The following is a 14841-nucleotide window of genomic DNA, read 5'->3' on the forward strand; positions in this document are numbered from 1 at the left end:
ATACGGTGTGACCTGTTTTAAGCTGAATCCTATAGTGATTCAATCAACCAATCAACATAGGCTGTGGAGCAGGTTTCAGCTTGTATCGTCTATTTTGACTGTTTTTAGAACAGCCATTTGTTGCATGGTTTTCATACAAACCGAGGTTGGTAAAAATTTAACTTAGAGATGGCCAAACAGAAAGCCTTTCATCTCAGAGGTATGCCGGGGTAATTCCACTGAGATAAAAGGTAGATTATAACGAAGCGAAAATCTGAGGAAATTTGTTAACGGCAGAAATCTGGGTGTGAATTGCAGAGTTAGTCCTGAAGCCTGCTGATGAAGTTTTTGGCATAAGCCCGTCCTACCGGAATGGTTAAACCATTGATGTGGATATGTTCTCTGGAAAAATAATCAATCACAGGTAGCGAAACAATGTAGGATTTGTGCACCCGCATGAAGTTTTTTTCATCGAGCTGTTCTCCTATCGACTTCAGATTTTGAAGCGTCACATAGGTTTTCTTCTGGGTATGAATCTTCACATAATTATCCAATGCTTCGATATAGAGAATGTGCGATAGATTGATCTTTATCTTCTTATAGTCGGCTTTTATGATGATGTAGCCATCTTCGTCATGGTAATGGTCATGCTTTATTTTTTCCAGTTCAACACGGTCTCTGGCTTTGCATACGGCTTGATAAAACCTGTCGAAATCGATTGGTTTGAGCAGATAGTCCGCGGCATTTAGTTGAAAACCCTCAAATGCAAAATCTTTATGTGCGGTGGTGAAGATGATAACGATGTGTTCGTCAAGTTCTCTGGCAATGCTGATTCCAGACATCCCAGGCATGTTGATATCCAGAAATACAATGTCGGGCTTGTTGCTTTTCAGATGGGTGATTCCTTCAGTTGGGCTGGTAAATGCGGCATTCAGTTCTATACATGGCACTTTGCTGCAATGTTTCTTTAAAATTGCCAGAGAGAGGATGTCATCATCAATTGCCGTGCAATTCAGTATCATTTTATTGCAGTTTTTGAATTATACCAAATGCTTTTATCAATCGTCTGTTTTAGTATCTTTTAACATCCTGTTGGAAGGCAGGCTGGCCAAAGTAGGGTAGATGTTTCGCTTTGAAGCAGGAAGTTTGTCACATTTCTAATAACAAGAAACAAAAAATGTCGGATAAAGTCAAGTTTCTGGCAGAATGGTTTTATGTGTGAATTTATTGTAATACAGTTGTTTGTATGCTGTGTTTTTGGGTTATTTCAAGGGATGATGCAGGTTGATATAATATATGAATTGAGAAGCTTTTTTTGATGAATTGCAGCTTTTTGGTGACTTTGGGATATAGATATTTTTTTTGCTGCATTACCTTTTTTATGATAGAGCCATTACCACGCAATTTCACTTCGTAACGAGGTTAGAGGGGAATGATGGTTGCGGTTCCAGCTGGTTTTATTGCCGCTTGCTGGGTCTGTTTTGTATCGCCATTCATGTGAAAAATGGTTGTTGTTTTTTAGTTTTTGATACCTCTCGTTAACGTAACCTTAACTGTTATTTCATTGTATAAATGAAAGTTGTTGTAACTTTGCAACCAAAATTATGTCAGATTTATCTGAAGTACGAAGGCCGGATTGCGGTCAACAGTTGGAACATTTTCAGGTTGCGTAGCAGCTTCGGTACAAAATATGTAAGGAGAGGTCCTGATATAGTTATTAATTTGCAGGAGAAGTGAGATGAAGTATCAGTATGGTTTTGTTTTCCTGATGATTGCAATGGTGGTAATCATCGATTTGTTTTTATTTTGGAGATGGAAGAAGAGTGGTTGGGCAGAGAGCATTACCGGAAAACTTCTCGCACTTTTATTCTTTGCTATAATGCCCGCATTTTTTATTGGTGGATTCCTTTATGTTGGCAATGTTATTCTCGATGCAACATCTTCCCTTATCTATCGAAACTTTGGCTGGCTGTTGTATTCCTTTCTTCTCGTTTATACGTCAAAACTGGTTTTTTCCAATTTCCACGGTTTGGGTCTTGTACTATCAAAAATTCCAGTGAAGCAGAAGGAGAAAGTTCGGCATTATCCCCGTTTGTCGCGGCGTAAGTTTTTAAGTCAGGTGGGCATTATTATGGCCACAGCGCCATTTGTCTCTTTGCTATTTGGTGCCTTTCGGGGCAGGCATGCTTTCTACACACGTCACGTCAAACTCTCATTTCCAAATCTGCCAGAGGGTTTCGACGGATTGCGCATTGTACAGATTTCTGATTTGCACATTGGGAGTTTTGGCGGTAATCGTCAGCCCATTATCGATGCTTTTGATATCATCAATCGGGAACATCCGGATATGATTCTCTTTACTGGTGACCTGGTGAATAACTTTGCCGGAGAACTGAATGGATGGGAGCCAATTTTTGCCAGATTAAAAGCACCAATGGGCAAGTTCTCAATTCTTGGCAACCACGATTATGGCAATTACAGCCGTTGGTCGTCAAAGGCAGACAAATTGGCCAACTTCGACGGAATTGTGAATGGTTATGCCAAGCTGGGTTTTCAGCTTCTTCGGAATGAGTCGGTTGTGGTGTCTCGCAATGGGCAATCCATTGGGCTGGCTGGTGTTGAAAACTGGGGCACGGCATCATACCCTCAAAATGGAGATGTTGACAAGGCGGCAAATGGCATTGATGAACAGCCGTTTAAGCTACTTATGACGCACGACCCTGACCATTGGGATCAGCAAGTGCTGCCACAAAATATATTTGATGTTACCTTGGCCGGACATACGCATGGCATGCAGTTTGGCATTGAGCGGGGTAGCTTTCGCTGGAGTCCGGCTCAATACGTTCAAAAGCGTTGGGCTGGTTTGTATCGCGAAGGCAATAAGTTTCTTTATGTAAATCGTGGTCTGGGTTATCATGGTTTGCCTGCACGCGTGGGTATGCCACCGGAAATCACAGTGTTTGAGCTTAGCCGTGGACCAGTGGGTGCAGAATCAATATAGTCTAATTCACCAGAAATCCGCTGAACGAGTTGCGCAGAATAAATTCATGAAACACGGTTTTGTCCAAGGTGCGCACCCCAATTCGGTAACCTACTGAGAAGGGAAGTACAAATCTTAAAAAGTGCGTGTCGGCATGAACTTCTGTTCCGTATGATGCTGGCGTGATTCTATAGTTTTCCTTTACATTGTTGTCGGTTCGTGTCAGAGTGTAGTTTGTAACGGCTGCATCGTAATAAAGAGATAGCCTTACTCTTTTTAGGTAGGCAAGTGCACCAATCGAAAAATCGGGATTCCACAATGGCAGTGAATAAGTCGATCTAAAAACATACATATCGTCATTATACATGGATGTGTAACCACGCGGATAGCTTACCAAATCACCATATCTGTAATCTCTGTAATATTCATCGCTACCAGCGCTAAATCTGTTTCCCGGATTTTTTTTCTGATAATCGTTGCCCAGTGAAAGCGAGTGGTATCGCATGATACCCGGAAAATAGGCTCTTGTGCTTAGTCCAATGATACTCCCGTTTTTGTAGTTACCCCCGGTTGAATGCCTGTATGTGGCATTTACAGCCTGGCCCATCCGCGTGCCTACATCTCTTGATGTTCCACGCCGCAGGTTATGCAGATAGAGGCTGTATTCCATCCCATAGAAATTGAGCGCCTGTATGGTCTCTATGACAGTTACACCGGTTGGTACCAACGTTTGGTTTACAACCGTATATAGCTCCTTAGGGTAACTTATTTCGGATCTGTTTTGGTATGTGATTTTCATTGATGGACTTACTGTTCTGGCAAATGCCCCCCTGCTAATATTTATTGGCACTCGCAGTCCTGTTTTTATATGCAGATGGTCAATGCGTTGGTTGGTGTTCAATCGAAACGTGTCTGCCTGACCTATGTAAATGCCATTTCTTGAAAATTGTGAATCTCCCTTACGCACCGAGAAATCAATAATTGTGAAAAATCCCCGATAGCTCACATCTGCTCTGTATTTTTCCTGACGTGCCGACGGGTCTGTATTGTATCCTGCTGTAACAACCATCGTTCCCAAGAGGTTCTGAGACATCAAAGTGAAGCCTGAGTGCACATTTCCGGCATCAAAATCAGCGAAAACGGGTGCCCAGCTGTGCAGGTTGATGAGGTTCCATTTGCTGTATTTTTTCACTTTGTAATCAACTTGCGGTATTTCAGACGCAATTGCAATGGTGTCTTGATGCGATATTTCCGTTGCCAGTTTATCAACAACTGAGACCGCTTTGTTTTTTTCGGGTTGAGTTTCTGTATTGAGGTGCAAAACCGGTCTGGTTCCACTGCTTGAATAGTTTACATAAATGAGCGACTGTGCATCCGGAGTTACAGTTGGGTGTGAAGCGCCAAATTTGGAGTAGGTTATCTGCTGTTTCTCATTGTTCGTGAGGTCAATGTGAAAAATCTCATCACTAAACCTGCCTTTGGCGGTGTACCAGATGTTGTTGCCTGATTGCACGGGGTGTCTGTACTCATTCGTTTCATAGTCTGTGATTTGTATCCACTCATCATCCATGGGGTTTAGGGTATAGATTGCTTTTCCATGTTCCGACTGAAGAACGCAAACCAGATTTTCGCCAGTCTGATTCCAGGAGGGCGTGAGTATATACTGTTGATTGGGTGGAGCTATTTGTTTGATGGTTTCGCCTGTGAGGGCATCCAGTAAAGTAATGTAAAACTGATAACCGGTGGTTCCTTCAACGGCTGCAATGATGTTGTTGGACGGATGTATGGTGGGCGCAAAAAGGTATGACTGGCTTGTGAGGGTGGTTGTTTTTCCCGTTTTTAAGTTGTGGGTACGAATTACCGACCAGGAGGCATTTTCCCATCGGGGATGAAACTGAAGTTCGGCCCATGCCACAAGGTTCGAATTGGCCGTCACCGGCTCGGTTTCGCGTATGCCTGTATATGTCAGTGTATTGGTCTTTCCGGAAGGAATGTGAATGGAAACAATCTGAGCCCGGATACCGGGACCTCTAAGTTCGGCAATGAGTGTGGAGTCGTTAATGGCCGTTGGGTGCAAATAGCGTAAATAATCATCTTCCGGTACCGCAATGGGATAAAAGTTACCAACTGTTTGGTTATGCGTTTCTTGTCTCCAGTCGTGTTTCAACTCATCAAAGAGCTTGTTGTAGAGGTTTTTCTGGTTTAATCCGGTTTCCTTTTTTATTGCACGGGAAAATGGTCGCAATTGCCAGCTTTTGCGTCCTGTGTGAGTTACTGCTCTTTCCCATAATTCACTGCCAAATTCCCGGCGCGCCAGGCCGGTTAATAAATAGCCCATCTTATAATAGTCGGGCGTATAGTCTTTGTAGCTGCCAAGGTAGGCCTTGTCAAACGTATATTTATCTTTTTCAACCAGCTGCGCTTTCAGTTCACGGTTAAACTCAAACGAACGCCCTCGTCCGCTCTGTGTAAGAGTGGTCTCGGTAGCTACGGCATCTCCTTCCAGAAACCACATGGGCAGATGTAAGCCAAGTACGCCGCCTACAGCTTGTTGTCCAAATGGATAGGATAGTATCTTCGTGAACCCCTGGTTTAATTTGTCTATTTGTACCACATGACGGTATTCGTGAATGGCCAAATGTTCAAGCCAGTCGGTTGAGAGGATGTTTTGATGCGGCATGGCATAAAACTCGGTTCTGCGTGGTGCCCAGGTGACAAAGCCGTTTGAATAGGCCGTTTGGTTATGAATGAGTAAGTCAACCCTTCGTGGCGAATGGCTCATGGTACCTGAAATGCGGGGTGCCATACTGTCCATAAATGCCGCCAGACGCAGCGCTTCTGTTTTGAAGCTCTCTTCAAATACAATTCGAGCAACAGGCGTTTTAATCTGCAGCCATTTTATCCGTGCAGGGTCTGAACCCGAAATGTAGTATTGTGCTGATAAATGGGTTGATACAAAGAGAAGCAGAAGAAGCTTGATTAATCTCATAAGGTTTACTGACTGATTTATTTACGAAGATATTGATTATTGATTGGCCTGCCGTATTTAAAGTGTCAAAATTTACACCTGCCTGGCTTTAGTTCCGTGTCAAATAGAGCATTCGCATCGCCCGGTATCTCAAAATAGAAGCCGTAAAAAGTGAAATGTACTTTTCAGAGATAAAATAGACCGACTCTTTTTCTAACTTTCCCGTCAATTCGCCGTATTATTGTGGTTTAATCAAGGGGTGTTTTGAGAATGGATAAGCATAGAATGGTGATCTATCAGTTGTTACCACGACTGTTTGGTAACAGCAATCAAAATAGAAAAGTTAACGGTACTATTGATGAGAATGGTTGTGGTAAACTGGCCGATATCAATGATGGGGCGCTGCAATCAATTAAAGAACTCGGCGCCACGCATGTGTGGTTCACCGGCATCATCGAACACGCCACTTGTACTGACTACAGTAGTTTTGGCATACCAAATGACTCTCACGATGTGGTTAAAGGATTGGCCGGATCGCCGTATGCCATTAAAGACTATTACGATGTGGATCCGGATTTGGCAGTGAATGTGGATGCCCGTATGCAGGAGTTTGAAGAGCTTGTTGCCCGAACACACGCGAATGGTCTCAAGGCCATCATCGATTTGGTTCCCAATCATCTTGCCCGGAATTATAAGTCTGATTCGGCTCCTGATGGAGCAGTTGCTTTTGGTGCCAACGACGACCCTTCGCGCTCATTTCATAAAGACAATAATTTCTATTATCTGCCGGATACAGAGTTTGTTGCTCCTGTGAAAAACCTTTCAGACAACAATTGGCATGAGATACCTGCCCGCGCAACCGGCAACGATTGCTTCTCACCCGCTCCTGCTATCACGGATTGGTATGAAACAGTTAAACTCAATTATGGTATAGACTATTTGGGTAATACCCAAGCTTCATTTGATCCAGAACCGGATACCTGGCTGAAAATGCGCGACATTGTGCTTTTTTGGGCAGCAAAGGGAGTTGATGGTTTTCGTTGTGATATGGCCGGTATGGTGCCAATCGAATTCTGGCGATGGATGATTGGAGAGGTACGCCGTACCTATCCCGAACTGCTCTTTATTGCTGAAGTTTACAATGCCGACGAATACAACGATTTTATTTTTAAGGGCGGGTTTGACTATTTGTATGACAAAGTGGTGCTCTATGACGGTATACGAGCCGTTGTCGAAGGTAAGGCATCTGCATCATCCATATCATCATGTTGGCAAAAAACAGATGGCTTACACCATTTTTTGCTCTACTTTATGGAGAATCACGATGAACAGCGGCTGGCATCTGATTTTTTTGCTGCTTCGGCTGAAAAGGCGATTCCAGGAATGGTTGTAGCTGCCACCATGTTCAACAATCCTTTGTTAATCTATTTTGGTCAGGAGCTTGGTGAGCGCGGTATGGAGGCCGAAGGATTTAGCGGGTGTGATGGCCGAACAACGATTTTTGATTACTGGAGTCTGGAGCTCATGCATCAATGGAAAGGCGATGGCAGCTGGTCCGGTGAAGCGCTCCCCGAAGGGGCAAAGCACCTCAGAGGCTTTTACTGTAATTTGCTCAATCTAATTCAGGAGTATCCGGCGTTTTTCAAAGGCCGTTTTTACGACTTGATGTGGGCTAACAAAGAGAATGCTGCCTTCAACAGTGATGCAATTTTTGCTTTTTTGAGATACGATATGGGTCACGTTTATTTGGTGCTGGCCAATTTCAGCTCTCAAATGCAATCCTATAAGTTGCGCATCCCCTCGGATGCCATGAATCTTTCCGGAATGGATTCGGCCAGATTTTATTATGGAAAGGATTTATTGCAGATGAATAAAGGTATTCAGTTTCCCGGTGAAGTAGCCTTGAATGGCGGGTTTGGAGGCAAAATTGAACCTTTTTCGGCAGCAATTTATGAGCTGACCGGTCAGTTGGCACAGTGATTTCAGCATGAAGTGCTTACAACTGCTTTTCAGATTCCTCGTCATAAACCAAAAAGTGGTTATGTAACAGATGAATTTTACTTTACATTGGTACATTTTGTTTGTATATTCCATAGAGCTAATCCTGAAACCTTAAAGAAAAAGCGCCATGGGAAAAGTAAATTTCACTTTCAACATCACACTTGACGAGGACGAATTTATCAGAGTTGATGACCACCTCTTTACCACACGCGAGACGCTGAGCAGAGAAGAGCCAAAGGTTCATCTTATCCGACCAAAGTTTTTAGAGCTGCTTAAGGAGTTTGAAGGAAAACTCACCATGAAAATGGTTGACGAATGGATGCTCCTGTCGCGCGCGCTCGACCAGTGTTGCAGTTTCGAGAATAAATGGGACGACAAGAAAATTATCGAAGAGTTGATTAAAGGCCATGACCATCCGGTGAGCTGGTATGTGAGGAACTGCAAAGCGGCATAATCTGAGCCGGCTTTTAAAGCTGCTCTATTGTAAAGAATTAAAGCAGGATACACCAACATTTAATTGTTGGGTTGTCCTGTTTTTTTATGCACTTTTTACTTAGTTCATCTGTTTTATTGAGTTTTTTCCAGATTGTAATTCTGGAACTTATGGCTGTTTTTTCTATCCCTAATCATTGGTGTCCGGTTAAAATTTAATACTAAACAATGAAGTCTTTATTCATGAAGCTTCAGAGAGTTTTAAGCTTCAATGGGGCTATTTTTTCGCCTCAAGGAATTTCCGTTAAGAAAATCAATTTTATTGTCGTCAGAAATTCGGACTGTTTGAGCGTAGCGAGTTTCCGAATTTCTGACAATAGAATTGATTTTTAGGAAATTACTTGTAGCGGCGGCATTTTTTGTTTGCTTTTTTTGCTGTAGAAAAAAAGTAAAAGCCCGTGCGGCTAGAGCACTTAAAAGAAGGTTTGTTTTTTTGTCGGACAACAATGATCCCTAATCATAATGTAATGCCACGAACCTGCTTTTTAAGATGGATTTTTTGTGGTAAGTTTGCTGGTTACTATTTTATGCACATTAAGTTGGTCCCTAAATACTTGAAATTTTTTGGATTATGATTGATAGCTCACAGGTGGTTATTGAAAGTGTGGTGGTTCACCACATCGGTTCCCGTGCCGAAGGGCAGGAAGTACGATACTCAAAGGACAAGTTGCGCCTTCAGGATGAAGATTTGGTTGGAAACCTGCTCAAGACTTACTTCTTCAGCGCCTTTAAATCGGAAGCTTACTATAATTTCATTGGAGCTGAAGAGGGTGCTGCAGGGTTGATTTACCGCCTGGCCGAGGAGGTATTCAATGATGCATCAAACTTTTATAATGCCTCGTTACAGATGGCCGGCTTTCTGCATGAGCAGAGTAACCATCCCAAGATTCGGGGAGGTGAGTTTTATCTGGCGCTGTTCCGAAATTGCGTGGTCGATGGCGAAGTAGTGGATGCGTTGGGGCTGTTTAAATCGGAAAATAAAGAGACCTTCCTGAAAGTTTATCTCAAAGACCAAAATTTTGAGCTGGGGTCACATGATGGGATAAATATCCGGAAACTCGATAAGGGCTGCATCATTTTCAATACCGAGCGCGAAATTGGATATAAAGTGGTGATGGTTGACAACATCAATAAGGGTAATGAGGCCCGTTTCTGGAAAGAAGATTTCCTGGCACTCCAGCCACGTGAAGACAGTTACTATTTCACACAAAACTATCTCAATCTTTGCAAAGGGTTCGTGCAGGATGTTTATAACAAACAAAATCAGGTGGATAAGCCTGAGCAGTTTGATTTCTTGAATCGTTCGCTCGATTTTTTTGATAAAAAAGGGACTTTTAAGCAGGAAGATTTTGAACGTGAGGTGGTTCGGTTTCCCGAAGTATCGGAAGCATTTACCGATTACCGACATCAGTTTGAAGAGGAGAGGGGTATCCCGATGAACGACAGCTTTGATATCTCCAAAAGTGCTGTTAAATCTGAAAAAAAGTACTTTAAGTCGATTCTGAAATTGGATAAAAACTTTCATGTATATGTGCATGGCCGTCGCGAATTTATAGAGAAGGGCTTCGACTCCCAAAAGGGAATGAATTACTACAAGCTGTTTTATGAGCAGGAGATGTAGTTTGAGGTGGTTGTTTTTACAGTGAGTATCGCCATGTACACTCTGCCTTATTTGTCGATGCTTATACCGAAATGGGATGTTGCATTGAATATGTATTGTTTTGTGTAGCCTTATTTTTTAGTTTTAAATGAATATTATCCGGCAGATTTCTCTTAATCTGCGTTATCACCAAAATGGAATTTAAACAACATACTGCTTTCATTGAACGCATCACGTCGCAACTGGGCACTGATGCTACTGAGTTTCTTAACGCTTTATCGGCCGACCCTGCCATATCGGTGCGAAAAAATACAATGAAACATGCTCCGGTTGATTTAAGTGAAACGCACAATGTACCGTGGTGCAATGCAGGTGTCTATTTGTCTGAAAAGCCTGTGTTTACATTGGATCCGCTGTTTCACGCGGGATGTTACTATCCTCAGGAAGCCAGCAGCATGATCATCGATTGGGTGGTGCGTGATGTTTGCAAACTGCCCGAGAATCCGAAGGTGCTTGATTTGTGTGGTGCCCCTGGAGGTAAGAGTACTTTGTTGGCCTCCTGGCTAAGTGGCAACGGATTGTTGGTGGCCAATGAGGTGATTCGTAACCGGGCGGTTATTCTTTCGGAAAACATGATAAAATGGGGAGCACCAAATTGTATTGTTACACGTAACGAGCCATCAGACTTTGCTGTTTTAGATTCTTTTTTTGATTTGATGGTTGTGGATGCGCCTTGTTCCGGCGAGGGGATGTTTCGGAAGGACGTCAGAGCTGTGGAGGAGTGGAGTGAAGGCAATGCAGCCATGTGTGCGCAGCGTCAACGGCGGATACTGACCGAAGCGTGGCCAGCCTTGCAACAGGGTGGTTATCTCATTTACAGTACGTGTACGTTTAATCCTGCAGAAAATGAGGAGAATGTGTCATGGTTTTCCAACGAGTTTGGCGCCGAAGTACAAAGCGTTATTGCTCCCGAAGCATGGGGTCTTACTTCAATCGCCATCGGGAATGGGAATGGTCTGGCATTTTATCCCAACAGGGTTAAAGGTGAGGGATTTTTCATCGCAGTACTTCAAAAAACTGCGACAGATGCCAATACTGGTCGCAAAGAGCGGAGCCGCGACAAACGAAAAGGTAATGCTGGTAAATTACCGGTTGATGTGTCAGGATGGCTTCAAAATAGCCGGGAATGGTGCTATTATGAAGAGCGGGCTGGTTGGCGCGCGTTTCCCATGCATTTTAAATCTGAATTGCAGATGCTAAAGTCTGCTCTTGGCGTCCTTAATTATGGTGTGCTGTTGGGGCAGCCCATGAAAAACATGCTGATTCCGGCGCATGAGTTGGCGCTCTCTACAGCATTAAACAGAGATGCTTTTATTTTTGCTGAGTTACAAAAGCAAGAGGCATTGCGATATTTAAAGGGAGAGTCATTGTCTGGTCAGATGGTTGAAAGGGGGTATGTAATAGTTGCTTACAAAAATTTACCTCTTGGTTTTGTCAAGAATATCGGGACCCGTATGAACAATCTTTATCCATCCGAATGGCGTATTCGTATGGCTCTACCCGAATAGTGTGTTTGGTGTATATAAATTTTATACATTTGCGCCTCTTTTAAAGTGAGAATCTTAAAATTGGGATTCACAATGAAGGGTTTATATTAGGTTCATCCTTCTTAATCGTTTTATTTTAATTCCGTTCGGAAATGAACTTCCGGTTTATACTGAATATTTTTGGCCGGGTACTCACACTACTTGGTCTGTTTATGCTCTCCAGCATCATTTGGGCGCTTTTTTATCACGAGCATGTGGTAGATGAGCTGCTGCTCTCATCTGTAATTACGATGGCTACAGGAGGAGTTATGTATCTTTTTACGCTCCGAAACCTCAAAAAAGAGCTAAGTTTAAAGGATAGTTACTTTACCGTTACATTCACTTGGGTCATAATCTCACTTTTTGGTGCTTTGCCATATCTGTTTACAGGTGCCATTCCCAATGTTTTCGATGCACTTTTCGAGACGGTGTCGGGATTTACCACCACGGGATCGTCCATCCTGGTTGATATTGAATCATTGCCAAAGAGCGTGCTGTTTTGGCGAAGCCTCACCCATTGGATTGGTGGTATGGGCATCATCGTTCTGGTAGTGGCCATTCTGCCATTGTTGCGCATTGGTGGATATAACCTGTTTAAAAATGAAGCATCAGGAATCTCTTATGAAAAACTAACACCAAAAACGGCAAGTACGGCCAAAAGACTTTGGGGAATTTATGTGGTGCTAACCTTTATTTTAATGGGGCTGTTAATGTTAGGCGACATGAGCTTTTATGATGCCATGAACCATGCGTTCAGTACCATGTCAACCGGAGGGTTTTCTACCAAAAATGATAGTATTTCAGGGTTCTCGACATTTTCGCAGTACACAATTATCCTCTTTATGTTTTTGGCAGGAGCCAATTTTTATCTCCATTACCATTTTGTGAAGGGGCGTTTCAGGCGGGTATTTGAAAATGTTGAGCTCCGTACCTATTCCAGCATCATTGTTTTGGTGGCTGTTGGCATTGCAATCATCATTTACAGGGAGGGTGGATTGACCATTGAGAAAGCCCTTCGCGATGCATTTTTTCAGGTTGTCTCCATCATTACCACCACCGGATTTGCTACTTATGACTATTTGATGTGGCCTGTTCCGGCATGGACAATGATTTTTTTGCTGATGTTTGTGGGTGCATGCGTGGGCAGTACCGGTGGCGGGGTAAAAGTTATACGCCACGTGGTTTCTTTTAAAAATGTGTTTCTGAATTTCCGCCGTATGCTTCACCCAAACAGTGTGAGCCTCCTTAAAATTAACAATGAAGTTATTGATGATGACAAGGTTGTGAGCCTCATCTCATTTCTTGTTCTCTATATTTTTACATTCACCCTTGGCTCCATTGTGATGGTATTTTTGGGTGAGGATATTTTAACAGCAGTAGGCTCTGTAGCGGCCAACATGGGTGGTGTGGGGCCTGGTATAGGCTCTGTTGGGCCGGCCAGCAGCTACGCCCACATCCACGATGCCGGAAAAGTTGTACTCTCCTTTTTAATGATTATTGGCCGTTTGGAACTTACTACGGTATTGATTCTGTTCACCAGCCTTTTTTGGGATCGGTAGTTTTTTATTTTTCCGAGTCCTTCAAGCGCAGGTCAAATACATCTTTGCGTCGGTCTTTAAGGTTTCGCACGCTGCCATAGGTATGTAGTTCCGACAGCAGATCCAAATCCACGTCAGAAACAAGAATCATTTCGGTATTTGGTGTAGCTTCAGTTTTAACACCATTGGTAGGGAATGGAAAGTCGCATGGCGTAAACACAGCTGATTGGGCATACTGTATGTCCATGTTGTGCACTTTTGGCAGGTTTCCAACCGATCCGGCAATGGCAACAAAACACTCGTTTTCGATGGCACGTGCCCTGGCACAATATCTCACCCGACTGTAGCCGGTTTGAGTATCGGTCAGGAATGGCACAAAAAGAATTTTCATTCCCTGGTCGGCTAAAATGCGTGCCAGTTCCGGAAACTCTACATCATAGCAGATGAGTACACCTATCTTGCCGCAGTCGGTTTCAAACACTTTAACCTGATTGCTGCCTGTTAGTCCCCAAAACTTCACTTCATCGGGTGTTACATGAATTTTTTCGTAACTGTCAACGGTGCCATTTCTGCGACACAGATATCCTATATTATAAAGTGTGTCCCCTTTCATTAAAGGCATACTTCCGGTGATGATGTTTACGTTGTAGCTGATGGCCAGCTGCGTAAATCTATCGCGTATGTCCTCGGTATATTCGGCCAGTTTGCGAATGGCTTCGGGTTCCGAAAGGTGGTTGTATTTAGCCATCAGTGGCGCGTTGAAGAACTCGGGAAACAGAATGAAGTCACTTTTATAACCCGATACGGCATCCACAAAATACTCTATCTGCTCATACATATCCTCAGGCGTGGCATAATGACGCATCTGCCATTGTACCAGTCCCAGCCTTACAATTGATTTTTGTTGGCTTAGCGACTTTGTCTTTTTTGTGTAATAAATGTTATCCCATTGTAGAAGCACTGCATATTCTTTGGATTCTTTGTCGCCGGGAAGATAGCCTTTGAGTACCTTCTTAACGTGAAAGTCGTTTGATAGCTGGAATGTCAGGGTGGGGTCATAAAGCTCTTTAAACTTAACCTTTTGGATAAAATCCTTAGGCGAAAGCTCATTTGAATATTTGTAGTAGTTGGGGATTCTTCCGCCAAAGATTATCGCTTTCAGATTAAGCTGTTCACACAATTCCTTGCGGGCATCGTACATCCTGCGAGCCAGTCGCAATCCTCGGTATTCAGGTGTGATAAATACATCAATGCCATAAAGCACATCGCCTTTGGGGTTGTGGGTGCTGAAAGTATAGTTGCCGGTTATCTCCTCGTAAGTGTGTTCATCGCTAAACAATTCATATTTCACGATAAGTGAAAGCGCGCAGCCAGCTACTTTTCCGTCAACTACCACAGCAAGTTGTCCTTCGGGAAATATGTTGAGAAGCGTCTGTATGTGATGTTCCCTCCAATATGAACCGGGCCAGTTGCTATATGCCTCTGTCATTGATGTCTTGAGTTGCTGATAATCTTCAATGTTCAGGTTACGTAGCTCTACATTCTTTATTTCTGCCATAAAATTGTTTTTTCTATTATTCCGTTACCTTCTCTAAAGTAAATAAAATAAAGCTTTTTAGCAATTATAATTTGGGGCTCCAGCTTTCTATTATCGGTGAGTCACGTGATTATTTAAACGATTTTTCCGGATGGATATC

9 protein-coding genes are annotated in these 14841 nt (G+C 43.1%); 6 read left to right on the plus strand and 3 right to left on the minus strand.

From position 1 onward, the window contains the following. Positions 1 to 299 precede the first annotated feature (299 nt). The gene (locus ALKIM_RS0113360; protein WP_044117949.1) at positions 300 to 1001 is read right to left on the minus strand and encodes a LytR/AlgR family response regulator transcription factor; all 702 of its coding nucleotides are present in this window, start codon (positions 999 to 1001) and stop codon (positions 300 to 302) included. A gap of 716 nt (positions 1002 to 1717) precedes the next feature. Here ALKIM_RS0113360 and ALKIM_RS0113370 point away from each other — a divergent pair. Further along, positions 1718 to 2980 (plus strand): metallophosphoesterase, encoded by a 1263-nt coding sequence (locus tag ALKIM_RS0113370; protein WP_026475083.1) that lies wholly within the window; start codon positions 1718 to 1720, stop codon positions 2978 to 2980. 1 nt (position 2981) lies between these two features. Here ALKIM_RS0113370 and ALKIM_RS0113375 read toward each other — a convergent pair whose 3' ends face one another. After that, positions 2982 to 5948, minus strand: a complete 2967-nt coding sequence (locus ALKIM_RS0113375) for a TolB family protein (protein ID WP_044117950.1) — start codon at positions 5946 to 5948, stop codon at positions 2982 to 2984. Between the two features lie 249 nt (positions 5949 to 6197). Here ALKIM_RS0113375 and ALKIM_RS18595 point away from each other — a divergent pair, with 249 nt between their 5' ends. The 5 genes from ALKIM_RS18595 to ALKIM_RS0113400 all read left to right on the plus strand — a co-directional run bounded on the left by ALKIM_RS18595 (position 6198) and on the right by ALKIM_RS0113400 (position 13165). Beyond that, positions 6198 to 7907, plus strand: a complete 1710-nt coding sequence (locus tag ALKIM_RS18595; protein ID WP_044117951.1) for an alpha-amylase family protein — start codon at positions 6198 to 6200, stop codon at positions 7905 to 7907. A 148-nt stretch (positions 7908 to 8055) separates the two neighbouring features. Then, entirely contained in the window at positions 8056 to 8382 is a 327-nt protein-coding gene (locus ALKIM_RS0113385) for a hypothetical protein (protein ID WP_026475085.1), read from the plus strand. Between the two features lie 609 nt (positions 8383 to 8991). Beyond that, positions 8992 to 10041 (plus strand): nucleoid-associated protein, encoded by a 1050-nt coding sequence (locus tag ALKIM_RS0113390; RefSeq protein ID WP_026475086.1) that lies wholly within the window; start codon positions 8992 to 8994, stop codon positions 10039 to 10041. 173 nt (positions 10042 to 10214) lie between these two features. After that, positions 10215 to 11588, plus strand: a complete 1374-nt coding sequence (locus ALKIM_RS0113395; RefSeq protein WP_044117952.1) for a methyltransferase RsmF C-terminal domain-like protein — start codon at positions 10215 to 10217, stop codon at positions 11586 to 11588. A gap of 131 nt (positions 11589 to 11719) precedes the next feature. Continuing rightward, the gene (locus ALKIM_RS0113400; RefSeq protein WP_026475088.1) at positions 11720 to 13165 is read left to right on the plus strand and encodes a TrkH family potassium uptake protein; all 1446 of its coding nucleotides are present in this window, start codon (positions 11720 to 11722) and stop codon (positions 13163 to 13165) included. 4 nt (positions 13166 to 13169) lie between these two features. On the opposite strand, the gene ALKIM_RS0113405 is transcribed toward ALKIM_RS0113400, so the two are convergent. Continuing rightward, entirely contained in the window at positions 13170 to 14702 is a 1533-nt protein-coding gene (locus ALKIM_RS0113405) for a bifunctional GNAT family N-acetyltransferase/carbon-nitrogen hydrolase family protein (protein ID WP_026475089.1), read from the minus strand. Positions 14703 to 14841 lie beyond the last annotated feature (139 nt).

This window comes from Alkaliflexus imshenetskii DSM 15055, assembly GCF_000517065.1.
Taxonomy (GTDB): Bacteria; Bacteroidota; Bacteroidia; order Bacteroidales; family Marinilabiliaceae; genus Alkaliflexus; species Alkaliflexus imshenetskii.

Bases quoted from the DNA above. Each gene is read 5' to 3' on its own strand.
- ALKIM_RS0113385 (WP_026475085.1), top strand. From the start codon at position 8,056: ATGGGAAAAGTAAATTTCACTTTCAACATCACACTTGACGAGGACGAA.
- ALKIM_RS0113395 (WP_044117952.1), top strand. From the start codon at position 10,215: ATGGAATTTAAACAACATACTGCTTTCATTGAACGCATCACGTCGCAA.
- ALKIM_RS0113400 (WP_026475088.1), top strand. From the start codon at position 11,720: ATGAACTTCCGGTTTATACTGAATATTTTTGGCCGGGTACTCACACTA.
- ALKIM_RS0113405 (WP_026475089.1), bottom strand. From the start codon at position 14,702: ATGGCAGAAATAAAGAATGTAGAGCTACGTAACCTGAACATTGAAGAT.
- ALKIM_RS0113360 (WP_044117949.1), bottom strand. From the start codon at position 1,001: ATGATACTGAATTGCACGGCAATTGATGATGACATCCTCTCTCTGGCA.
- ALKIM_RS0113390 (WP_026475086.1), top strand. From the start codon at position 8,992: ATGATTGATAGCTCACAGGTGGTTATTGAAAGTGTGGTGGTTCACCAC.
- ALKIM_RS0113375 (WP_044117950.1), bottom strand. From the start codon at position 5,948: ATGAGATTAATCAAGCTTCTTCTGCTTCTCTTTGTATCAACCCATTTA.
- ALKIM_RS18595 (WP_044117951.1), top strand. From the start codon at position 6,198: ATGGATAAGCATAGAATGGTGATCTATCAGTTGTTACCACGACTGTTT.
- ALKIM_RS0113370 (WP_026475083.1), top strand. From the start codon at position 1,718: ATGAAGTATCAGTATGGTTTTGTTTTCCTGATGATTGCAATGGTGGTA.